This is a genomic window from Streptomyces sp. NPDC014894 (assembly GCF_043080985.1).
In the GTDB taxonomy this organism is placed as follows: Bacteria; Actinomycetota; Actinomycetes; order Streptomycetales; family Streptomycetaceae; genus Streptomyces.
This window is the reverse complement of sequence record NZ_JBIBWD010000006.1, coordinates 340207-362504: the sequence shown is the minus strand read 5'-3', so window position 1 is coordinate 362504 and position 22298 is coordinate 340207. Positions and strand designations below refer to the sequence as shown.

Here is a 22298-nt window from a genome sequence, read left to right as displayed (position 1 = left end):
GACCCGCACCCGGTCAGCGCTGGTAGCGGGCCAGGACGCGGTTGCCGTCGTCGGTCAGGCGGTGTTCGAGTTCGTCGCGGTCGATCGCGCCGCTGTAGTACTCCTGGTACGCCGGGGTCGCCACCTTGTCCTTCCATTCCGGGTAGCCGCGGACGGCGGGGGCGGGGGCCGCGCGGAGGCCGGGGGCGAGGGCGGCGCCGGTGGACCAGCCGTGGCGGGGGGTGCGCAGGGCGGGGTCGGACAGGGCCTCGGCGCCGGTCGGCAGCATCCAGTCGCCCTTGGCGAGGCGGACCATGTTCGCCGGGCGGAGGAGGAAGTCGATGAAGGCGGCGGCCTCTTCGCGGTGCGGGCTGTCGCGGGCGATCGACAGGGTCTGCGGGCTCACCCCCTGCACCGGGCCCCCGGGGCCGGCGGGCGCGGGCAGCACGGTCCACTCGAAGCCCTCCGGGGCCTGCTGGACGATCTGCTGGCGGTACGAGAACCCCAGCGGGACCATCGCGTACTTGCCGCCGAAGAAGCCGGGGAGCGCGTCCGAGCCGCCGGAGCCCAAAGTGCTGCGGGACGCGGTGCGATCGGTGTTGACCTGGGCGTGGACGGTGTCGGGCACCACGGCGTCGCCGTCCGTGAAGCGGATCTCCGTCTTTCCGTCGCCGTCGCGGTGAAAGAGCCGTCCGCCGGCCGAGAGCCCCAGATTGAGGGTGACGGAGACCGGTTCCTTGAGCGGCCAGGCGACCGCGTACCGCCCCTCGCCCATCGACGCCGTGAGGGTTTTGGCGATCTCGCGGAACTCCGGCCAGCTCCAGGGGCGCTCCGGGGTGGGGATCCGGACGCCCGAGGAGCGGAGCAGCGCGGTGTTGGCGATCAGGACGCGGGGCTCCTGGAGGAAGGGGACGCCGTAGACGCCTTCGCCGAAGGTGACCGACTCCCAGCTCGGGCCGGGGATGTCGGAGGTGAGCCGCTCGGAGAGCAGTCCGCGCAGATCGGCGAGGTAGCCGCCGTGGGCGAAGTCGGAGAGGTCGTCGGACGCGTCGTGGATGACATCGGGGGCCTCGCCGCCCTCGAAGGAGGTCAGCAGCTGGTCGTGGACGCTGTCCCAGCTGCCCTGGACGTACTGGACCTGGACCTCGGGGTGGCTCGCGTTCCACTCCCGTACCAGCTCCTTGTTGGCGTCGACGGACTCCTTCTGCCAGGCGAGCGACTGGAAGCGGAGCCGGATCTTCCCGTCGCCGCCCGCCCCGCCGCCGTCCGTGCAGCCGGTCAGCAGCAGGGCCAGCGCGACGGCGGTCGCGGCCGTCCGGCCGGTACGGGTACGGGCGCCGGTCCGGGTACGAGCGCCGGTACGGGTGCGAGGGACGCGGGTCTGTCGGGGCATCAGGCCTTCACCGCCCCCGCGGCCATGCCGCCGGTGATCCGCCGCTGGATCACGGCGAAGACGACGAGCGAGGGGATCGTGGCCAGGAACGCGGCGGCGGCCAGCGGCCCGAGGTCGGCGACGCCCTCGGCGCCGAGGAAGTGGGTGAGGACGACCGGCAAGGTCTGTTTCTCCGGGGTCTTGAGCAGGACGAGGGCGAAGAAGAACTCGTTCCACGCGGTGATGAAGGCGAAGAGCGCCGTGGCCACGATGCCCGGCGCGAGCAGCGGGGCGACGACCGAGAGCAGGATCCGGGCCCGGCCCGCGCCGTCGACGGCCGCCGCCTCCTCCAGCTCGCGCGGCACCGCCCGTACATAGCCGACGAGCATCCAGAGCGCGAAGGGCAGCGCCCAGACCACATAGACCAGGATCAGCCCCGACAGGGTGTTGATCAGCCGCAGGTTCTTGAGGATCAGAAAGAGCGGAATGATCACCAGGATGAAGGGGAACGCCTGGCTGACCACCACCCAGCCGGTGGCGGCGGTCGAGAGCCGGGTGCGGTGGCGGGCCAGGGTGTAGGCCATCGGGGTCGCGATCACCACACAGATCAGCGCGGCGGAAACGGCGACGAGCAGGCTGTTGCCGGCGGCCCGGAACAGGGGCTGTTCCTCGAACGCCTGGCGGAAGTTGGCGAGGGTGGCGTCCTCGGGAATCCAGGTCGGATGGAGCGAGCCCAGCTCACGGGCTGGTTTGAAGGCGGTGGAGATCAGCCAGAGGAAGGGGAACGCGAGAAGGACGAGGTAGCCGAGGAGGGCGAGATACTGTCCGGCGCGGCCCACCCGTCCGGTGCGGATCACTGGTCGTCGCCTCCTTTGAGCCGCCCCACGAGGTAGAGGGCGAGCATCACCGAGATGACCGCGACCATGACGCAGCTCATGGCGGCGGCGTAGCCGAACTGGCCGTAGCGGAATGCCTCCTCGTACGCGAAGAGCATCGGGAGCCGGGTCCGGCCGCCGGGGCCGCCGCCGGTGAGGACGTACACCAGGGCGAACGCGTTGAAGTTCCAGATGAAGTTGAGGGCGGTGATCGCGAGGGCGACGGGTCTGAGGGCGGGCCAGGTGACGGTGCGGAACCTCCGCCAGGCCCCCGCGCCGTCGAGCGCCGCGGCCTCGTGGAGTTCGGCCGGGGTGTTCTGGAGGCCCGCCAGCAGGGCGACGGTGGTCTGGGGCATCCCCGCCCAGACGCCGACGACGATCACGGCGGGCAGGGCGGTGCCGAGCCCGGTCAGCCAGTCGTGTCCGTCGCCGAGTCCGAGATCGCGCAGGGTCTCGTTGAGGATTCCGGCGTCGGGGTTGTAGACGAGCCGCCACATGATGCCGACGACCACCTCGGGCATCGCCCAGGGGATGATCGCGAGCGCCCGGGCCAGCCAGCGGAGCCGGAGGTTCTGATTGAGCAGCAGCGCCAGGCCGAGGGCGAGCGCGAACTGCGGCACGGTGACGCCGACGGCCCAGAGGAGGCCGATGCCGAAGGAGTCCCAGAAGAGGGTGTCGTGGACGAGGTCCTGGAAGTTGAGGGTCCCGATCCACTGGGTGGGTGCGGTGCGTCCGGCCTGGGAGTCGGTGAAGGCGAGCGAGACGCCGTAGAGCAGCGGGCCGACGCTGAGCACCAGGATCGGGAGGAGGGCCGGGAGGACGAGGAACCAGGCCCCGTGGTCCAGGGTCTTCCCGGGCCGCCGCCCGGAGCGCCGCGCCGGGCGGCCGCCGCCGGGCCGTCCGGGAGGTTCGCCGGGGTCCTCGGCGGGGCGGGCCACGCTCGCGGTTGTCACGCAGGGGACTCCTTTGGGCGGCTTTGTGACGGTCTGCCCACCCGGGCGGCCCCCGTCATCGTGCTGACGGGCCGTGGGTTCGTCAAGGAGACCTACGGGCGGATGCGAGACTTTGGCGGATTCGAACGGGTTGGGCACGGGTGAGCGGAGAGAGGCGCGGCGATGGACGAGGCACGGGCACGGGAGGTGCTGGAGGCGGCCGGGGTGTCCGCCGGCGCGCGGCTGCTGGCACTGGGCGAGAACGCGGTGTTCGAGGCGGGCGAGCTGGTGGTGAAGGTCGGCCGCTCCGCCGAGCTGCTGGCGCGGGCCGAGCGGGAGGTGGCCGTCGGGCGGTGGCTGGAAGAGGCCGGCGTCCCGGCGGTGCGGCCCGCGCGGGCCGCGGCCCGACTGGCCGACGGCCATCCGGTGACGTACTGGCACCGGCTGCCGGACGCGGTCCGGCCGGCCGGTCCCGAGGATCTGGCCGGGCTGCTGCGGCAGGTGCACGCGCTGCCCGCGCCGCCGGATCTCGGGCTGCCGCGGCGGGAGCTGCTGGGCGGGGTGGAGCGGTGGCTGCGGCTGGCGGGCGAGGCGATCGACCCGGCGGACGCGGAGTATCTGCGGGCCCGCCGTGACGGCTTCGCCGAGGCCTCGGCCGCGCTCGCCCCGCGCCTGTCGCCGGGGCCGATCCACGGGGACGCGCTGCCGCGCAATGTCCATGTGGGCCCCGGGGGCGCGGTGCTGGTGGATCTGGAGACCTTCTCCGCCGATCTGCGGGAGCACGATCTGGTGGTGATGGCCCTCTCCCGGGACCGGTACGGGCTCGCGCCGGAGGCGTACGACGCGTTCACCCGCGCGTACGGCTGGGATGTGCGGGAGTGGGAGGGGTGCGCGGTGCTCCGGGGCGCGCGGGAGACGGCGAGCTGTGCGTGGGTGGCGCAGCACGCGGGGTCGAATCCGCGGGCTCGGGAGGAGTTCTCCCGGCGGGTGCGCTCGCTCCGCGAGAACCGGCCCGAGGTGCGCTGGCACCCGTTCTGAGGTCGGGGCCGGGGGGCCTGCCCGGGCCCGTCGGCCGCAACCCGGCAACGACCACCACCCGGGTCCGTCGGTCATGTCCACCGGCCGGGTACGCCGGCCGGGTCCGGCGGCCGGGTCCGGCGCGCGGGCATCCACGGCCCGCGTACGCCGGCCATACGGACCGGACCGGTACGGCGCGCGGGCATCCACGGCCCGGGCCCGTCGGCCGCGTCGACCGCCCGGATCCACCGGCCGGACCCGTCGGCCCGGCTCGCGGTCCCGGCAGCCGGGCGGGCGTGCGGGGCGGGCGGCGCGGCCGTGCAGGCGGGCGGGCCGGTCAGCCCGTGGCCGGCGCGAGCACCTTCATCGGCCAGGAGGTGTCCACCACCGCGTCCGCGTTCCCCTTGCGGCGGAGGAATGCCTGGAAGTCCACCGCCCACTCCTCGTACCACCGCACCTGACGCTCATGCAGCAGATCGGGGGCGAGCGCCGCCACCGAGGGGTGGCGCTCGGCCACGGCGCGCGCCACCCGCACCGCCGCGACCGCGTCCGAGGTGGCGTCGTGCGCCGCGTCCAGCACCACTCCGTACTCCGCGCAGACGGCCTCCAGCGTGCGCTTGCCCTTGCGATAGCGGTCGACGGCCCGGTCGATGGTGTAGGGATCGATCACCGGGCCGATCGGGCGGCCGCCCAGCCGCTCCGAGAGCGAGGGCAGTCCGTGCCGCCGCAGCTCGGCCGTGAGCAGCGTCAGATCGAAGGCCGCGTTGTACGCCACCACGGGAACGCCGCGCTCCCAGTGGCCGGTGAGCGCGCCGGCTATCTCGTCCGCCACCTCGCGGGCGGGGCGGCCCTCGGCCGCGGCCCGCTCACTGCTGATGCCGTGGATCGCCGAGGCCTGCTCGGGGATGCGGACGCCGGGGTCCGCCAGCCAGAAGGCGCGCTCCTCCGGCTCCCCCGCCCGCACCCGGACGACCGCGGCCGTGACGATCCGGGCCTCCTGCGGATCGGTGCCGGTCGTCTCCAGGTCGAAGCCGACCAGCGCTTCCCCGTGCCATGTCATCGTGCGGCCCTCCTCTGTGGTGCCTTCCCCCATCGGGTACTCACCTTCCCACGCGCCACTGACAACGAGGACGACGGGCCGGACGGGACCGCCGGACCCGACCCGGGGTCAGAGGACCGCGCCGGCGGTCGGCGGACCCCGCCGGAGACCGGGCCCGGAAGACCCGCCGAGGCCGGGACGGCCGGCATCGGAAGACCCGCCGGGGCCGGGGCGGCCGGCATCGGAGGACCCGCCGGGGCCGGCCGCCCGGCATCAGGAGACCGGCCGGGAGTCGGCCCACTCCGCCTCGAACTCCTCGCGGTAGGTCTGGAACAGACCGTGCTCGTCCTCGTTCCCCGCGCGGACCACGGAGCGCCCGCCGCCGCGCAGCACCAGCACCGGGGCCTCCATGCCCCGGGCCCGGCGCAGATAGCTCTGCACGACCGCCAGACCGTCCGGCCCGTCGCCGTCGACGAGATAGGCCGTGAAGCGGGGCGTCTCGTCGAAGACCTGGATCTCGAAGGCCCCCGGGTCGCGCAGCCGCGCCCGCACCCGGCGCATATGGAGGATGTTCATCTCGACCGTACGGCTCAGCTCGCCCTTCTTGATGCCGAGTTCGCGCTCGCGCCGCTTGACCGCGCTGCTCGCCGGATTGAGGAAGAGCAGCCGGATCCGGCAGCCCGACTCGGCGAGCCGGACCAGCCGGCGGCCGGAGAAGTTCTGCACCAGCAGATTGAGCCCGATCCCGATGGCGTCGAGCCGGCGCGCGCCGCCGAAGAGGTCCTCGGCGGGGAGCTGGCGCTGGAGGCGGACCCGGTCGGAGTGGACGGAGACCACGTCCGCGTACCGGTCGCCGACGAGGTCCTCGACCGCGTCGACCGGGAGCCGGTCGGCGGAGGGGACCCCGGCGCCGCCGCCGAGTATGTCGAGCAGCCGGGCGGAGGCCCGCTCGGCCTGGGCGAGGACGGCCTCGTTCAGCGCCCGGTTGCGGGAGACCACATTGCGGGTGACCTCCAGCTCGTCGAGGGCCAGCTCCACATCGCGCCGGTCGTCGAAGTAGGGCTCGAAGCAGGGCCAGTGCTGCACCATCAGCTCGCGCAGCTGGGGCAGGGTCAGAAAGGAGAGGACATTGTCGTCGGCGGGGTCCAGGAGATAGCCCTTGCGCCGGGAGACCTCCCGCACCGCGACCGCCCGCTGGACCCACTCCTGGCCCGCGGGGCCGGCCGCGGCCACCACCCAGTCGTCGCCGTGGACCGGCTCGTAGATCGGCCGGAGCACCGCCGCGACCACGGCGCGCAGCCGCTGTTCGACCAGATTCAGCCAGATGTAGGCGCGTCCGGCCCGTTGGGCGCGCGTACGCACCTCGCTCCAGGCGTCCGCGCCCCAGTCCAGCTCCGCCCCGATCTCCATCGGTCTGGCGAGAGAGACCGCACCGGGCGGGATTCCCCCGGAGTCCCCCTCGTGACCCGTGTCACCGGGGGGCAGCTCCAGACCTCCCGAGCTCACCCGCGCACCGCCTTCCCGTCCCCCACCCAACGATCAAGGAAGACTACTCCGCATGCGGGACACGGTGCAGCCGGATCGCCGGGGTCCTTTCCCAACTCCCCTGCCCCGGCGATACGTTCCTGCGGGTGAGATCCCCCGGAGTGAGCCGATTCATAGCGGTACGGCCCCGATCGCCGCGCGAGGGGTACGGAAGGAACCCGATGTTGACCGCGTCGTCCACGGCGACCGGGGGTGCGGCCGCGATACTTTCCTCATGATCCGGACCTTGTGTCCCCCTTACACCCGGATCGGAAGGGTAGGAGTCTTCCATGCAGGTCTGGCCGGGACGGGCATATCCCCTCGGCGCCTCCTACGACGGCGCCGGTACCAACTTCGCGGTGTTCTCCGAAGCCGCCCACCGCATCGAACTGTGCCTGCTGCACGACGACGGCTCGCAGACGGCGGTGGAGCTGCGGGAGACCGACGCCTTTGTCCGGCACGCGTATCTGCCGGGTGTGATGCCTGGTCAGCGGTACGGATTCCGGGTCCACGGACCGTACGCGCCGGAGCGCGGGCAGCGCTGCAACGCCGCCAAACTGCTTCTGGATCCGTACGCCCGTGCGATGAGCGGCCGGGTCGACTGGGGTGAGTCGGTCTACGGCTATCACTTCGGCCGGCCGGACTCCCGCAATGACCTGGACTCGGCCGCGCGCACGATGGCGTCGGTCGTGGTCAATCCGTACTTCGACTGGGGCGACGACCGCTCGCCCCGTACGGACTACCACCGCACGGTGATCTACGAGGCCCATGTGAAGGGTCTGACGATGCTCCATCCGGAGCTGCCGGCGGAGCTGCGCGGGACGTACGCCGGACTGGCCCATCCGGCGGTGATCTCGCATCTGACCGAGCTGGGCGTCACCACGCTGGAATTAATGCCGGTCCATCAGTTCGTCCACGACCACCGGCTGGTGGACGCCGGGCTGAGCAACTACTGGGGCTACAACACCATCGGATTCTTCGCCCCGCACAACGCCTACGCCTCCTGGGGCGAGCGGGGCGAACAGGTGCTGGAGTTCAAGCACGCCGTCCGCGCCCTGCACCAGGCGGGCATCGAGGTCATCCTCGACGTCGTCTACAACCACACGGCCGAGGGCAGCCATCTGGGCCCGACGCTCTCCTTCCGGGGCCTGGACAACGCCTCGTACTACCGGCTGGCCGAGGACCGCCGCCACTACACGGACACCACCGGCACCGGGAACTCGCTGCTGATGCGCAGCCCGCACGTCCTTCAGCTGATCATGGACTCGCTGCGGTACTGGGTGACCGAGATGCACGTCGACGGCTTCCGCTTCGATCTCGCGGCCACCCTGGCCCGTCAGTTCCACGAGGTGGACCGGCTGTCGTCCTTCTTCGACCTGGTGCAGCAGGATCCGGTGGTGAGCCAGGTGAAGCTGATCGCCGAGCCGTGGGACGTGGGCGAGGGCGGCTATCAGGTGGGGAACTTCCCGCCACTGTGGACCGAGTGGAACGGCAAGTACCGCGACACGGTACGGGATCTGTGGCGCGGCCGGCCGCGCACGCTCGCCGAGTTCGCCTCCCGGCTCACCGGCTCCTCCGACCTCTACCAGGACGACGGGCGGCGGCCGCTGGCCTCCATCAACTTCGTCACCTGCCACGACGGTTTCACCCTGCGCGACCTGGTCTCGTACGACGACAAGCACAACGAGGCGAACCGGGAGGGGAATCGGGACGGCGAGAGCCACAACCGCTCCTGGAACTGCGGGGTGGAGGGGGAGACCGACGACCCCGGGGTGCTGGAGCTGCGCGGCCGTCAGATGCGGAACTTCATCGCGACGCTGATGCTGTCGCAGGGCGTGCCGATGCTGAGCCACGGCGATGAGTTCGGGCGCACCCAGGGCGGCAACAACAACGCGTACTGCCAGGACGACGAGACCTCCTGGGTGCGGTGGCCGGAGCCGGGGTCCGGGGCCGAGGGGACGCTGCTGGAGTTCACCCGGACGATGGTGTGGCTCCGGCGCGACCATCCGGTCTTCCGCCGGCGCCGCTTCTTCCACGGGCGTCCGGTGGAGGGCGCCCACGGCGAGCTGACCGATATCGCCTGGTTCACTCCCGAGGGTCGGCAGATGGCCCAGCGGAACTGGCAGTCGGCGCAGGCCAAGGCGCTGACGGTGTTCCTCAACGGGCACGCCATCTCGGAGCCGGGGCCCCGGGGGGAGCGGATCGCGGACGACTCCTTCCTGCTGATGTTCAACGCCGGGGCGGAGGATCTGGACTTCGCCGTGCCGGTGCGCCACGGGCAGCAGTGGCAGATCGTGGTGGACACCGCCCGGCCCGAGGGCGTCCCGCCGGGCGCGGGGCCGAAGGTGGCCGCCGGGGACCGGGTCTGGCTGGTGGGGCGGAGTCTGGTGGTGCTGCGGCGACCGGCCTGACGACGGGAGCCGCCGGGCGTACGGGGCCCGGGGCCCGGGACCCGTACGCCCGGGGCCCGGGACCCGTGTGAGCCGATCGGCGGACACCGGCCCCGGCCCCGGTGACACACCGGCCCCCCGGGCGGGTACGTAGGCAGTCATGAAGCCCACCTCCACCTACCGGCTCCAGCTCCAGCCCGGCTTCCCCTTCGCGTCCGCCGCCGGGGCCGTGCCGTACCTGGCCGGGCTCGGCGTCTCCCATCTGCATCTCTCCCCCGTGCTGGAGGCGGTCCCGGGGTCGGTGCACGGCTACGACGTCACCGACCCCACCCGGGTCCGCGAGGAGCTGGGCGGCGAGGCCGGGCTCCGCTCGCTCGCCCGGACCGCCCGCGACCACGGCATGGGGCTGGTCCTGGACATCGTGCCGAACCACATGGCCGCCGTCCCCCGCCACAACCGCGCCCTGTGGGAGGTACTGCGCGAGGGCCCCTCCTCCCCGTACGCCCGCTGGTTCGACATCGACTGGGAGGCCGGCGGCGGACGGGTGCTGCTGCCGGTGCTCGGCGGCCGGATCGGGGACGAGACGGACGCCCTGCGCGTGGAGGGGGACGCGCTGCACTACGGGGAACACCGCTTCCCGCTGCGGGAGTCGACGCTCGGCCTGCCGCTGCCGGAGCTGCTGGACGCCCAGTGGTACCGGCTCGGCTGGTGGCGGCTGGCCCGCACCGAGCTGACGTATCGCCGCTTCTTCACCGTCTCGGAGCTGATCGGGGTGCGCGTGGAGGATCCGGAGGTCTTCGACGCCACCCACGCGAAGATCCTGGAGCTGGTCCGGGACGGCGTGGTGGAGGGCCTGCGGATCGACCACCCCGACGGGCTCGCCGATCCGCCGGAGTATCTGCGGCGGCTGGACGCGGCGGTCGGCCCCGCCTGCTGGACGGTGGTGGAGAAGATCCTCACCGGGGACGAGCGGCTGCCCCCCGACTGGCCCGTGGACGGGACCACGGGGTACGACGCGCTGCACCGGATCGACGGCCTCTTCACCGACCCCGACGGCCTCCCCGGACTCCTCTCCCACTACCGGGAGTTCTCCGGCGCGCCCGGCGACCGGGGCGGCTACTGGGAGGCGACCGTGCGCCGGGCCGCCCACCGGGTGGTCACCCATGAGCTGGCCGCCGAGGTCGAGGCGCTGACCCGGCTCGCCGAACGAGCCTGCGCCGCCGACCGGGGCCTGCGCGACCTCGCCCCCTGGACGCTGCGGACGGCGATCCGGGAGCTGCTGGTGCGGGTGCCGGTGTACCGGCCGTACCGCAGGGACGCCGAGGAGGTGCTCAGCCCGCGCGCGGCGGCGGGCGCGAAGGCCGCCTTCACCGTGCCGGAGGAGGCAGTCGCGGTGGACGCCGTACGGAATCTGGCGCTCGGCGCGCTCGGCGAGAGCCCCTCCCGCGACGCCTTCCGCGCCCGGTTCGCCCAGACCGCCTCCGCCCTGCGCGCCAAGTCCGTGGAGGACACCGCCTTCTACCGTCATACGCCGCTGATCAGCGCCAATGAGGTCGGCGGCGATCCCGGGCGGCCCGCGGTCGAGCCCGAGGAGTTCCACGCGTACGCCGAACGGCTGGCCCGCGACTGGCCCGCCACCGGCACCGTGCTGACCACGCACGACACCAAGCGCAGCGCGGATGTGCGGGCCGCGATCACGGTGCTGTCCGAATGCCCGGAGCGCTGGGCCGAGTTCCTCGCCCGGGTCACCGAGGAGGCGGCCCGGCGCGACGGCGGCCGGGCTCCCGACGCGCAGCTCGCGTGGGTGGCGTGGCAGACGGCGGTCGGTTTCGGCTTCCCGTACGGCGACCGGCTGACGCGGGCGCTGCTCAAGGGGGTGCGGGAGGCGGCGCTGCACACGACGTGGACGGAGCCGGACGCGGCGTACGAGCGGGCCGTCGCCGCCTTCGTGGAGAACGGGCCGGCCGGGCCGCCGCTGTACTCGGTGGCGCGGTTCGCGCGGGAACTGGAGCCGTACGCGCGGGCGAACGCGCTGGGGGCCGCGCTGCTGCAGCTGGCGATGCCGGGGGTGCCGGACCTCTATCAGGGCACCGAGCGGGAGTACCGGGCCCTGGTCGACCCGGACAACCGGGGGCCGTTCGAGGAGGGGCCGCCGGACGGGCGGACCGCGCTGACGCGGGCGGTGCTGGGGCTGCGCCGGGAGCGGCCGGAGGTGTTCGGCCCGGCGGGGTCCTACGCCCCGCTGCGGGCGGCGGGCCCGGCCGCCGCGCACTGTGTGGCGTTCTGCCGTACGGGCGCGGTGGTGGCGGCGGTCACCCGGCTCTCGCTGGGGCTGGAGCGGTCGGGGGGCTGGCGGGACACCGAGCTGGTGCTGCCCGGCGGCGGCCGGTGGGCGGACCGGCTCGCCGAGGGGCGCTCGTGGGACGGCGGCGCGCCGGTACGGCTGGCGGAGCTGTTCGCGCCGGGCCCGGTGGCGCTGCTGAGCCGCGTCGGTTGAGCGGAGGCGGGGGGGCGGGCCGGGGCCGGGCGGAGGGCCGGGGCAGCGGATCGGGGAGCGGTGGGGCCGGGGCGGGCCGGCGGTGAGGGAGCGGTGGGGCCGGGGCGGTCCGGCCGTCAGGGAGCGGTGGGGCCGGGGCGGTCCGGCCGTCAGGGAGCCGTGAGCCGGAAGCTCATCCGGCCGAAGCCGACCATGTCCCCGTCCTGGACCACGACCGAGCCCGCCACCCGCCGCCCGTTGACGGTGGTCCCGTTGGTCGAGCCGAGATCCCTCAGCACCCATGCGCCGTCGCGCAGGGCGAGTTCGGCGTGCATCCGCGAGACCGTGTCATGGCTGAGGCGCAGCCCGTTGCCCGGGTCGCGGCCGATCCGCAGCGCGTACGGGCCGGGTTCGGGCAGCAGCAGGGGCGGCAGCTTCTCCGCCTGCCAGGCCCGCCGCAGCCGTACGAAGAACGCGGACGCGCCGCCGACCGCGCCGACCAGACGCTGGCCGATGCCCTCCGGCTGGGTCCGGATCCCGAGATCGGCGGTGAGCGCCTTGAGTTCCTCGGGACGGCTGGCGACCAGGGCCAGTTCCATCCGGCGCAGGAAGGTGTCGTGCGACAGCTTCCCCTCCGCCGCGCCGTCTCGCAGCACACCGACGACCCGGTCCCGCTCGGCGTCGGAGAGTCTGACGGCGGGAGCGGAGTACGTGGGGAACTCAAACGACGACGTCACTCGGTGATTGTCCGCCGGAAGGCGGCGCGGTGTCCAGAATCGGGAACGCCCCGGTCTGCGCCACCGCACGGCTGACCTGCATGGAAGCGCCCATTCCGGCCAGTTGGCGGCGGACCGGGCCACGCGCGGTCGTGTACAGTCGCCGCAACGCCAGACACCGACGGAGAGGAGGCGAGTGCCGTGTTCACCCCACGTATTCCGCGCTCCCGCCCCGTCCGCCCGGCGTTCGCAGTCTGACCGGGAGCGCTCCACCCCCTTTTTCTCCCGGAGGACCTCTCCATGACCGATCTGGTCATTCGCGCGCTCGACGAGAGCGACGCCCATCTCTTCGACACCCTGCCCGACCCGCTCGGCGTCGGCCGGGCCCTCGCCCAGGTCGTCCACCGCCCCGAGTGGAAGCGCGTCGCCCTGCGCGACGGCCGGGTCGTCGCCCGGGCCGCCTGGTGGGGCCGCCCCGGCGACCCGGAGCCGTTCAACGTCAACTGGTTCGACGTCGCCGAGGGCGAGGAGGAGGCGGGCGCGGAGCTGCTGCGCACCGCCCCGTACCGGGTGGAGTATCAGCTGATCCTGCCCAGGAACTGGCGCGAGGACCCCGTGGCGCACGCCGCGGGGCGGGCCAGGCTGCGGGCCGCCGAGGCGGCCGGGATGCGGCTGCTGGTGGAGCGCTACCAGTACCGGTGGACGCCCGAGTGCGGGCTGCCCCGGCGGCCGGGCCGGCTGGTCTTCCGGCCCGAGCCCGACGACGGCGTCGTCTTCCGCATGCTCCGGGAGATCCACTCGGCGACGCTCGACGCGCACGCGCTCCTCGACATCGAGGAGGGCGGACTCGACCGGGCGGCCCAGGCGGAGCTGGACTACTTCCACGCGTGCGACTCGCCGCGCGAGTGGTGGCAGGTGGCCCGCACCGCCGACGGCGAGCCGGTCGGGCTGCACGTCCCGGCGCGCATCCACTCGGGCCCGTGCGTCGGGTTCATCGGCGTCCTGCCGGAGCGGCGCGGCCACGGCTACGCGTACGACCTGCTCGCCGAGTGCACGCATGTGCTGGCCGAGCACGGCGCGCGGCACATCCTGGCCGCCACCGACCAGGGCAACTTCCCGATGGCGGCGCAGTTCGCCCGCGCCGGGTATCCGATCGTCGACGAACGCGTCCATCTGGTGCCCGGCCCGGCCGGCGAACGGTAACCCGGCGGCCGCTCGCCCGGCGGCGGTGTGCGCGGGGCCGCCGGGCGGGCGTGCGGCGGCCCCGCGCGGCGCGCCCGGTGACCCCAATGGCGCAAGGACACCCGTTCCGGGGGCCGGAGTTGCCAGGATGGCCCCGCCGGGGCGCGGGCACGCGCCCCGGAGCCGTCCGGCCGACGACGAAGGGACCGCCAGTGCTGTTCGAGGTGTGGGCCCCGAGGGCCGTGGACCGGGTCGAGCTGTGGCTGGACGGCGCGCGGCGCCCGATGGCCCCGGACGGGGACCGGCCCGGCTGGTGGAGCGCCGAGGCTCCCGCGACCGGGGGCGCGCGATACGGCTTCGTCCTGGACGGCGGCCCGGTGCGGCCCGACCCGCGCTCCCGCCGTCAGCCGGACGGCCCCGAGGGCCCCAGCGCGGTGGTCCTCCCGGACGCGTACGTCTGGCGCGCCGACTGGCCGGGCCGGGATCTGCGCGGCGCGGTCCTCTACGAGCTGCATGTGGGCACCTTCACCCCGGAAGGCACCCTGGACGCGGCGGCCGCGCGGCTGGCCGACCTGGCCGGGCTCGGGATCTCGCACATCGAGCTGATGCCGGTCTGCCCCTTCCCGGGGGTGCACGGCTGGGGGTACGACGGCGTGTCGCCGTGGGCGGTCCACGAGCCGTACGGCGGACCCGAGGCGCTCAAGCGCTTTGTCGACACCGCGCACGGTCATGGGCTGGGGGTGGTGCTGGACGTGGTGCACAATCACCTCGGCCCGTCGGGCAATCATCTGCCCGCCTTCGGGCCGTACTTCACCGAGACCCACCGCACCCCGTGGGGGGCCGCCGTCAATCTCGACGCGCCGGGCTCCGACGAGGTACGCGCCTATCTGCTGGGCAGCGCGCTGACCTGGCTGCGGGAGTACCGGTTCGACGGGCTGCGGCTGGACGCGGTCCACGCGCTCGCCGACACCCGGGCGCTGACCTTCCTGGAGGAGCTGGCGGCGGCCGTCGACGCGCTCTCCGGCGAGCTGGGGCGGCCGCTGTTCCTGATCGCCGAGTCGGATCTGTGCGACCCGCGGACGACGACGCCGAGGAAGGCGGGCGGACTCGGGCTGCACGCACAGTGGAACGACGACTTCCACCACGCCCTGCACACCGCCCTGACCGGCGAGTCCCAGGGGTACTACGCGGATTTCGCGCGGGCCCCGCTCGCGGCCCTCGCCAAGACGCTCACCCGGGTCTTCTTCCACGACGGCACGTACTCCTCCTTCCGGGGCCGCGTCCACGGCCGTCCGGTGGATGTGACGGCCGTCCCCGCCCACCGCTTCCTCGGCTACGCGCAGACCCACGACCAGATCGGCAACCGGGCGCTCGGCGACCGGCTCTCCCAGAGCCTGGATCCCGGGCTGCTGGCGTGCGCGGCGGCGCTGGTGCTGACGGGCCCGTACCTTCCGATGCTGTTCATGGGCGAGGAGTGGGGGGCCCGCACGCCCTGGCGGTACTTCACCGACCACACCGATCCCCGGCTGGCGGACGCGGTGCGCGAGGGGCGGCGCGAGGAGTTCGCCGCGCACGGCTGGGACGCGCGGGAGGTGCCCGACCCGCAGGACCCGGCGACCCGCGACCGCTCCTGTCTGGACCGCTCGGAGCGCGACCGTGAGCCGCACGCCCGGCTGCTGGCCTGGCACCGCGAGCTGATCGCCCTGCGGCGGACCCACCCCGATCTGGCCGATCCGGACCTGTCGTCGGTGCGGACCGCCCACGACGAACGGGAGCGCTGGCTGGCGGTGCGCCGGGGCGAGCTGCGGATCGCCGTCAATCTGTCGGACGGGCCGGTCGCGATCCCGCTCGGCGGGTCCGGCCGGGTGCTGGCCTCCTGGGACCCGGTGACGGCCCCCGGGGCGGACGGCGTGCTGCGGCTGGGGGCCCGCTCGTGCGCGGTCCTGGCGGAGGACTGAGCCGGGGTACGCGGGCGGGGCGGGCGGCGAGCCGGGCCGGGCCCGGGGACGCCGGCGGGCCGGACGGGCGGGTCAGTTCCCGTCGCCGACCAGGCGCTGCAACAGGGCCTGGAACTCCTCGCCGACCACGATCCGCAGTCCGTCGCCCTCCTCCTCGCGATCGCTGAGCTGGGTCAGCGTGCCCGAGCGCCACCAGTAGACGTAGGGGCTGACGGCTCCGGGGGTGTCGACGAATCCGGAGGCGGCGAACGAGGCCATGGCGTTGAGCGCGGGGATCACTCCGGCGTCCCGGATGACATGGAAGGCGAGCTGGTGCCGGAAGGGCATCGCGACCAGCGCGCCGTCGGCGGTGAGCTGCTCCCCGGTGGTCTCCCGGACAACGCTCTCCAGGGTGAGCACCCGGCTCGCGGTGTAGAAGGAGTCGCCGAGGACCACCTCGAAGCGCATCCCGCCGTCGCCCTTGACGGTCTCGTGTCCCTCGATGGGCAGGCCGCGCAGATTGTAGAGCGACTGTTCCCGCAGGTAGGGAAGGTCTCCGAGGGGTGCGAGGGCGTCGTCGGTGAGCATCATGACGCTCTCGGGGAGGTCGAGCGCGATGATCTCGTGCAGTCCGGGCGCGGGCGAGCGGGCGTAGTCGAAGTTCTCCGGGTCGAAGCCCTCCGCGCCGAGGATCCGGGGGTAGAGCTGGGAGCGGATCTGCTCGGTGGAGAGGGTTTCGAGCGCGGAGGGGGCGTCCATGGTCCGCAGCACCATGCCGACATGGCGGCGGACCAGCTCGGGCCAGGCGCGAGGTCCCCGGTCGTCGTTGTGGAGGACGGCGGCGAGATTGGCGAGGCCGAACCGGCGGCCCGCGTTGTCGGAGACGACGTCGGCGTGGAGGAGCACCTCGATGCCCTGCTCGGCGAAGGCCTCGCGCACCAGGGCGCGGAACCGGGCGCCCTCGTCGGCGGAGAAGTAGGCGAACTCGGGGTCGCGGGGAGCGTCGCGCCCGTCGCGCTTCGGCCTTCGCCGGAACAGCCCCACGTCATCCGCCTTTCGTCTCCCCTCCCCGGCCGTCGCCCGGGAGATGTCGCCCGGGAGGTCCGCCCGCCTCGGCCCGCGCCTGTGAGAGTACCCACCCGGCGTCGTCCCACCCCGGGCAGGGCAGGTCAGGGCAGGGATACGACGAGGTCGGCGCGGTGTCTGCCGAGGACCGTCAGCCGGGCGTTGGGCTCGTCGGAGTGCTCCGCCCAGTGCTCGGCGCGGGCCCGTTCCCTGCCGTGCCGCACCTGGCGCTCGACGAGGCGGCGCATCCGCACGGCGCGGTCCAGCTCCAGGAACCAGACCTCGTCGAGGAGCGGCCGGACCGCCGCCCAGGGGCCGTCGTCGTGGAGGAGGTAGTTCCCCTCGGTGATCACCAGGGGGATCTCCGGCGGTACGGCGACGCTGCCCGCGACGGGCTCCTCCAGGGCGCGGTCGAAGGCGGGGGCGTAGACGGTGACGCCCGGCGCGGGGGTGCGCAGCCGGGCGAGCAGCGCGGTGTAGCCGTCGGGGTCGAAGGTGTCGGGGGCGCCCTTGCGCCCGGCCCTGCCGAGGCGCTCCAGGACCGCTCCGGCCAGGTGGAAGCCGTCCATGGGGACCTGTACGGCGCGGCCGTCCAGCGCCTCGCACAGCCGCGCCGCGAGGGTGGACTTGCCCGCGCCGGGGGCTCCGGCGATCCCCAGGATCCGGCGGCGGCCGGGGGCCGCGAGGGCGGCGGCACGGGCCAGCAGTCCGGGCGGGAGAGCGGTCATGAGCCCATTGTCCCAGGCCGGGCCCGCGCCCGGGAAGGGCCGGCGCTCCCGACCCGCGCCCGGGAGGGACCCGAGCCCCGGCCCGCACCCGGGAAGGGACCCGAGCCCCGACCCGCACCCGGGAAGGGACCCGTGCCCCCGGCCCGCACCCGGGAGGGACCCGCGCCCCCGGCCCGCACCCGGGAGGGACCCGTGCCCGGGGCTCGGGCGCGGCCTAGGGTGACCCCATGTCTCATATCCCCCTGGTCTCCCTCGTCGTCCGCGAGTACGACGAAGCCATCGCCTTCTACACCGGCGCGCTCGGATTCGAGCTGGTCGAGGACACCCCTCGCCCGGACGGCTCACGCTGGGCGGTGGTCCGCCCCTCGGGACCGGCCGGGGGCGCCGGGCTGGTGCTGGTCAGGGCGGCCGACGAGGCGCAGCGGGCGGGCGTGGGCGCGCAGACGCCCGGCCGGGTCGGCTTCTTCCTGCACACCGGCGACTTCGCGGGCGATCACGCCCGGATGACCGCGGCGGGCGTCCGCTTCCTGGAGCCGCCGAGGCATGAGCCGTACGGCACGGTCGCGGTCTTCGAGGATCTGTACGGAAACCGCTGGGACCTGCTGGAGCCGGCGGCCGGATAGGCGCGCCGGGCGGGGGCGGGCCCGCGGGCCCGCCCCGCGCTCAGCTCTCGTCGGGCGTCAGCCGCAGCGAGATGGAGTTGATGCAGTAGCGCTGGTCGGTCGGGGTCGGATATCCCTCGCCCGCGAAGACGTGCCCCAGGTGCGATCCGCAGCGCGCGCACCGGACCTCCGTGCGGAGCATCCCGTGCGAGCGGTCCTCGATCAGCTCGACCGCGTCGCTGTCCTTCGGGTCGTAGAAGGACGGCCAGCCGCAGTGCGACGGGAATTTGGTGTCCGAGCGGAACAGCTCGGAGCCGCACGCCCGGCAGGAGTACACGCCCTCGGTGGTGGTGTCGGTGTACTCGCCCCGGAACGCGGGCTCGGTCCCGGCCTGCCGCAGCACCTGGTACTCGGCGGGGTTCAGCTCCGCGCGCCACTGCTCGTCCGGCTTCTCGATGTCGTACGCCATGAAAACCGCTTCCTCAGCTCGACAGGCGGGCGAGGATCTCCGGACCGAGGTCCGTGACGTCGCCCGCGCCCATGGTGAGAACGAGATCGCCGGGCTTCGTCATTCCCGCGACCGTCTCGGCGATCCGCGCCGGCTCGGCGACGGCGGTGACGTCCGCGCCCGCCGCGCGCGCCGCGTCGATGATCAGTTCGCTGGTGACGCCGGGGATCGGGTCCTCGCGCGCCGGATAGATCTCCAGGACCAGGGAGGCGTCGGCGAGCGCGAGGGCGCGTCCCATCTCGGCGCCCAGCTCCTGGGTGCGGGAGAACAGATGCGGCTGGAAGACGACCAGCAGGCGGGCGTCGGCGGCCGCGCCGCGCATGGCCTCCAGGTCGGCGGTCATCTCGGTGGGGTGGTGCGCGTAGGAGTCGATCACCTGCACGCCGGCGGCCTCGCCCTTGAGCTGGAGGCGGCGCTTGACCCCGGTGTACTTGCCGAGCGCGGAGGCCAGATTGTGCGCCGGGATGCCGAGGGCGACTCCGGCGGCGAGCGCGGCGACCGCGTTGTGCGCGTAGTGCCGGCCGGGGACGGAGACGGTGAAGGTCAGGAAGCGGCCGTCGATGACGACGGTGACCTCGCTGGTCAGACCGCGCGGGGTGACCTTGTGGACGCGTACGTCCGCGTCCGCGGACTCGCCGTAGGTGACGATCGTGAGATCGGACCGGTCGCGGACCCGGGAGGTCAGCTCGGCCGCGCCCTCCTGGTCGGCGGCGATCACCAGGGTGCCGCCGGGGACGATCTTGCGGGTGAAGATCTCGAAGGACTCGTAGATCTCGTCCATCGAGGCGTAGTTCGCGTGGTGGTCCAGCTCCACATTGAGGACGATCGCGACCTCGGGGTCGTACTTCTGGAAGCTGCGGTCGCTCTCGTCCGCCTCGGCGACGAAGATCTCGCCCTCGCCGTGGCGGGCGTTGGTGCCGGGCCCCTCCAGGTCGCCGCCGATGGCGTACGAGGGATCGAGGCCGAGCGCGGAGAGCGCGACGGCCAGCATGGAGGTGGTGGTGGTCTTGCCGTGGGTGCCCGCCACCGCGATCGGGCGCAGCCCGGTCATCAGGGAGGCGAGCGCGTCGGAGCGGTGGACGACCGGGACGCCCAGCTCGGCGGCGCGCAGCAGCTCGGGGTTGTCGGCGCGGATCGCGCTGGAGACCACGACGGAGCTGGCGTCGTCGGCGAGGTGTCCGGCGCTGTGGCCGATGTGCACGGTCGCGCCCAGCTCGCGCAGGGCGTCCGCGGTCGGGGACTCCTTGGCGTCGCTGCCGGCAACCAGCGCGCCGCGCCGGGCGAGGATCTTCGCGATGCCGGACATCCCGGCGCCCCCGATGCCGATGAAGTGCGGGCGTTCCATGGCGCTGGGGATGGCGGGTGCCATGCGTGTGTCTCCAAGGGTGTACGACGATCGGTGCGGCCCGCTCCATGGCGTAGGGCCATAGCGATACGTCATGGAGCGGGGCCCAGCCTATTCGCTGTGCGCGAAGAGTTTGAGCACCGGTACGCCGACCTTGTGGCGGGCCCTGGAGGCCCAGTCCCGGTGGAAGAACTCCTCCACGTAGTGGGGCGCGGTCAGCACGATCACCTCGTCGGCGCCCTTCTCGGCCACGGCCGCGGTGAGCGCGTCCAGCGGGTGGTCCTCGACCACCCGCCCCTCGGCGGGGGAGCCCGCCGCGCGCAGGGCGGCCAGGGAGTGGGCGAGGCCGCGCTCGGCGGGGGCCTTGGCGTCGCCGCCCTCGGGTTCCTCGCCCTCGTGGACGGCGTCCTTCAGTTCGCCGAGCGCCACGTCGTCGATGGCGCGGAGCAGTACGTCGGCCTGGTCCCCCCGGGGCTGAAGCAGCACGACGAACGAGACCGCCTCGTCCCCGTGCAGGGTGGTGACGAAGTCCACGTCCTCGGGCGTGAGGGGCTTCTCGATCATCAGTACGCTTGTGAACACGTCAGGGCCCTTCTGCGGAAACCATCCTTCCCCGTGCCCGCACGGGGTGTGCAGAGTAAGTGTGCCCAGCCGAAGCTAACCGGAACGGCAAATTCCGCTGATTGTCAGATGCGACGGTAGCGGGTGAAAAGGAACCCCGCCTCCTCAAGGACGGAAGACAGCGCGAACCGCTCCGGAACGGCCGGCCCCGGGCCGCCCGCGATCCGCTGGGCGTCCCCGGCGGTCATCGTGGGCGAGACGGTCAGACACAGCTCGTCCAGGACGCCCGAGGCCACGAACTGCGCCAGCAGCCTCGGCCCGCCCTCGGTGAGCAGCCGCCGCAGCCCCTGCTCCGCGAGCGCCCGCAGCGCCTCGGCCGGGTCCGCGCCGGGGCCGTCCCCGGCGATCACCACCCGGGCGCCCGCCCGCTCGGCGGCCCGGACCCGGTCCTTCGGGGCGGCGGCCCCGGTGAGCACCACCGTCTCCACCAGCGGCTCGGTGAACAGCGGCAGCGAGAAGTCCAGCCGGAGCGAGGCGCTGACCACGACGATCGCGGGCGCCGGGCCCTGGCCGGCCGCCTTTCTGCGCGCGGCGAAGGCCTCCCGGGCGCGGGCCGGGCGGTACCCCTCCAGACGTACCGTTTCCGCACCCACGACCACCGCGTCGGCGAGCCCGCGCAGGGTGCCGAAGATCCGCATGTCGGCGTCGCAGGACAGCGGCTGCGAGCGGCCGTCGTGCTGGGCCGCGCCGTCGAGCGAGGAGACCATGTTGGCCCGCAGCCACACCCCCGGGCCCGGGCCGCCCTCGGCGGCGGCCGGATACGCGTAGGCGTCGGCCAGCTCGTCGAGGGACCACTCGCGGTCGTCGGCGGGTGTCTGGTCGGTCACAGGGAGCAGGCGTCGCATGGGGGCAGTGTGGCACGCCCCTTACAGTGGGGAATTGTGCCCTCCCGTACCTCAGGCCCCACCCCCGACGTCGTGCCGCAGTCGCTGTGCGAGCGCGAGCCCCGTGTCGCCGCCGACCGGCTGATCTACGAGATGGAGCCGCCGCCGCGCTTCGACTCCGTCAGTTTCGACAGCTATGTCCCGGATCCCAACCAGCCCAGCCAGATCGCCGCGGTCGCCGCCCTGCGCGAGTTCGCGGCCGGTCTGGGCGGGGCGCACGCCGTCGGCGGCGGCCGTTCGGGGTCCTCGGGGCTGCGCCGCTGGTTCGGCGGGGGCGCGCGGAGACCCGCCGCGCCCGCCGGCCCCCGGGGCGTCTATCTCGACGGCGGCTACGGCGTGGGCAAGACCCATCTGCTGGCGTCCCTCTGGCACGCCGCCCCGGCCGATCCCTCCCTCAAGGCCTTCGGCACCTTCGTGGAGCTGACGAATCTGGTGGGAGCGCTCGGCTTCCAGGAGACCGTACGGCTGCTGAGCGGGCACCGGCTGCTGTGCATCGACGAGTTCGAGCTGGACGACCCGGGCGACACCGTTCTCGTCTCCAGCCTGCTGCGGAAGCTGGTCGAGGCGGGCGTGGCGCTGGCGGCCACCTCCAACACCCTGCCCGGGAAGCTCGGCGAGGGCAGATTCGCCGCGGCCGACTTCCTCCGCGAGATCCAGGGGCTGTCCGCGCACTTCAAGCCGCTGCGGATCGACGGCGAGGACTACCGCCACCGAGGTCTGCCCGAGGCCCCCGCGCCCTACTCCGACGAGACGGTCGCGAAGACGGCGTACGCGGTCCCCGGCGCCTCCCTGGACGCCTTCCCCGCGCTGCTGGAGCATCTCGCGCGGGTGCACCCCAGCCGGTACGGGGCGCTCACCGAGGGGCTCACCGCCGTCTGTCTGACCGATGTGGGGCCGGTCCCGGACCAGTCCACGGCCCTGCGGCTGGTCGTGCTGGCCGACCGGCTGTACGACCACGAGGTGCCGGTGCTCGCCTCCGGCCTCCCCTTCGACCGGCTCTTCAGCGACGAGATGCTGAACGGCGGCTACCGGAAGAAGTACTTCCGTGCCATCTCCCGTCTCACCGCGCTGGCCCGTGACGCGAAGGAGCTGGCGGGGCAGTAGGT

At 73.7% G+C, this 22298-nt stretch carries 19 protein-coding genes; 7 read left to right on the top strand and 12 right to left on the bottom strand.

All coding sequences use genetic code 11. From position 1 onward, the window contains the following. Positions 1 to 13 precede the first annotated feature (13 nt). From ACF089_RS17410 to ACF089_RS17400, 3 genes are read right to left on the bottom strand one after another with little or no spacing between them, the layout of a single operon-like run. Positions 14 to 1372, bottom strand: coding sequence for an ABC transporter substrate-binding protein (locus ACF089_RS17410; protein WP_392026940.1), 1359 nt, complete (start codon positions 1370 to 1372; stop codon positions 14 to 16). Continuing rightward, complete coding sequence (locus ACF089_RS17405) at positions 1372 to 2205, bottom strand: carbohydrate ABC transporter permease (protein WP_392027222.1); 834 nt, start codon at positions 2203 to 2205, stop codon at positions 1372 to 1374. The genes ACF089_RS17410 and ACF089_RS17405 overlap by 1 nt, the downstream gene beginning before the upstream one ends. Next, positions 2205 to 3164, bottom strand: a complete 960-nt coding sequence (locus ACF089_RS17400) for a carbohydrate ABC transporter permease (RefSeq protein WP_392027219.1) — start codon at positions 3162 to 3164, stop codon at positions 2205 to 2207. The genes ACF089_RS17405 and ACF089_RS17400 overlap by 1 nt, the downstream gene beginning before the upstream one ends. Positions 3165 to 3341: 177 nt before the next feature. Between ACF089_RS17400 and ACF089_RS17395 the strand changes: the two genes are divergently transcribed. Continuing rightward, positions 3342 to 4196 (top strand): aminoglycoside phosphotransferase family protein, encoded by an 855-nt coding sequence (locus ACF089_RS17395; RefSeq protein WP_392026937.1) that lies wholly within the window; start codon positions 3342 to 3344, stop codon positions 4194 to 4196. A gap of 316 nt (positions 4197 to 4512) precedes the next feature. Here the strand turns inward: ACF089_RS17395 and ACF089_RS17390 are convergent, their stop codons facing one another. Together ACF089_RS17390 and ACF089_RS17385 are read right to left on the bottom strand one after the other, a co-directional pair. Next, entirely contained in the window at positions 4513 to 5235 is a 723-nt protein-coding gene (locus ACF089_RS17390; RefSeq protein ID WP_392026934.1) for a 3'-5' exonuclease, read from the bottom strand. Positions 5236 to 5487: 252 nt separating this feature from the next. Continuing rightward, positions 5488 to 6720 (bottom strand): SAV2148 family HEPN domain-containing protein, encoded by a 1233-nt coding sequence (locus ACF089_RS17385; protein WP_392026931.1) that lies wholly within the window; start codon positions 6718 to 6720, stop codon positions 5488 to 5490. A gap of 308 nt (positions 6721 to 7028) precedes the next feature. Between ACF089_RS17385 and glgX the strand changes: the two genes are divergently transcribed. Both glgX and treY read left to right on the top strand, forming a co-directional pair. Then, on the top strand, positions 7029 to 9149 hold the full coding sequence (gene glgX, locus ACF089_RS17380; protein WP_392026929.1) for a glycogen debranching protein GlgX: 2121 nt from the start codon (positions 7029 to 7031) through the stop codon (positions 9147 to 9149). Between the two features lie 139 nt (positions 9150 to 9288). After that, entirely contained in the window at positions 9289 to 11625 is a 2337-nt protein-coding gene (gene treY, locus ACF089_RS17375) for a malto-oligosyltrehalose synthase (RefSeq protein WP_392026926.1), read from the top strand. A gap of 149 nt (positions 11626 to 11774) precedes the next feature. Here the strand turns inward: treY and ACF089_RS17370 are convergent, their stop codons facing one another. Further along, the gene (locus ACF089_RS17370; RefSeq protein WP_392026924.1) at positions 11775 to 12341 is read right to left on the bottom strand and encodes an FHA domain-containing protein; all 567 of its coding nucleotides are present in this window, start codon (positions 12339 to 12341) and stop codon (positions 11775 to 11777) included. A 279-nt stretch (positions 12342 to 12620) separates the two neighbouring features. On the opposite strand from ACF089_RS17370, the gene ACF089_RS17365 reads away from it, so the two are divergent. Together ACF089_RS17365 and treZ are read left to right on the top strand one after the other, a co-directional pair. After that, the gene (locus ACF089_RS17365) at positions 12621 to 13523 is read left to right on the top strand and encodes a GNAT family N-acetyltransferase (RefSeq protein WP_392026922.1); all 903 of its coding nucleotides are present in this window, start codon (positions 12621 to 12623) and stop codon (positions 13521 to 13523) included. Between the two features lie 191 nt (positions 13524 to 13714). Beyond that, a complete protein-coding gene (treZ, locus tag ACF089_RS17360; RefSeq protein WP_392026920.1) occupies positions 13715 to 15460 on the top strand; it encodes a malto-oligosyltrehalose trehalohydrolase in 1746 nt (581 codons plus the stop codon). Positions 15461 to 15532: 72 nt separating this feature from the next. Here treZ and ACF089_RS17355 read toward each other — a convergent pair whose 3' ends face one another. After that, positions 15533 to 16483 (bottom strand): hypothetical protein, encoded by a 951-nt coding sequence (locus ACF089_RS17355; protein ID WP_392026917.1) that lies wholly within the window; start codon positions 16481 to 16483, stop codon positions 15533 to 15535. 125 nt (positions 16484 to 16608) lie between these two features. Then, the gene (locus ACF089_RS17350) at positions 16609 to 17232 is read right to left on the bottom strand and encodes a nucleoside/nucleotide kinase family protein (protein ID WP_392026914.1); all 624 of its coding nucleotides are present in this window, start codon (positions 17230 to 17232) and stop codon (positions 16609 to 16611) included. Positions 17233 to 17459: 227 nt separating this feature from the next. On the opposite strand from ACF089_RS17350, the gene ACF089_RS17345 reads away from it, so the two are divergent. After that, on the top strand, positions 17460 to 17855 hold the full coding sequence (locus ACF089_RS17345) for a VOC family protein (RefSeq protein WP_392026911.1): 396 nt from the start codon (positions 17460 to 17462) through the stop codon (positions 17853 to 17855). Positions 17856 to 17895: 40 nt separating this feature from the next. Here the strand turns inward: ACF089_RS17345 and msrB are convergent, their stop codons facing one another. From msrB to ACF089_RS17325, 4 genes are all read right to left on the bottom strand, one after another. Then, positions 17896 to 18303 (bottom strand): peptide-methionine (R)-S-oxide reductase MsrB, encoded by a 408-nt coding sequence (msrB, locus tag ACF089_RS17340; RefSeq protein ID WP_392026909.1) that lies wholly within the window; start codon positions 18301 to 18303, stop codon positions 17896 to 17898. A gap of 13 nt (positions 18304 to 18316) precedes the next feature. After that, positions 18317 to 19711: a UDP-N-acetylmuramate--L-alanine ligase gene (gene murC / locus ACF089_RS17335; RefSeq protein ID WP_392026907.1), complete on the bottom strand. Its 1395-nt coding sequence runs from the start codon at positions 19709 to 19711 to the stop codon at positions 18317 to 18319. An 87-nt stretch (positions 19712 to 19798) separates the two neighbouring features. After that, the gene (locus ACF089_RS17330; RefSeq protein ID WP_392027216.1) at positions 19799 to 20251 is read right to left on the bottom strand and encodes an indole-3-glycerol phosphate synthase; all 453 of its coding nucleotides are present in this window, start codon (positions 20249 to 20251) and stop codon (positions 19799 to 19801) included. 122 nt (positions 20252 to 20373) lie between these two features. After that, a complete protein-coding gene (locus tag ACF089_RS17325) occupies positions 20374 to 21153 on the bottom strand; it encodes a pyrimidine reductase family protein (RefSeq protein ID WP_392026906.1) in 780 nt (259 codons plus the stop codon). Positions 21154 to 21189: 36 nt separating this feature from the next. Here ACF089_RS17325 and zapE point away from each other — a divergent pair, with 36 nt between their 5' ends. Then, positions 21190 to 22296, top strand: a complete 1107-nt coding sequence (zapE, locus tag ACF089_RS17320) for a cell division protein ZapE (protein WP_392026903.1) — start codon at positions 21190 to 21192, stop codon at positions 22294 to 22296. The last annotated feature ends 2 nt before the right edge of the window (positions 22297 to 22298 follow it).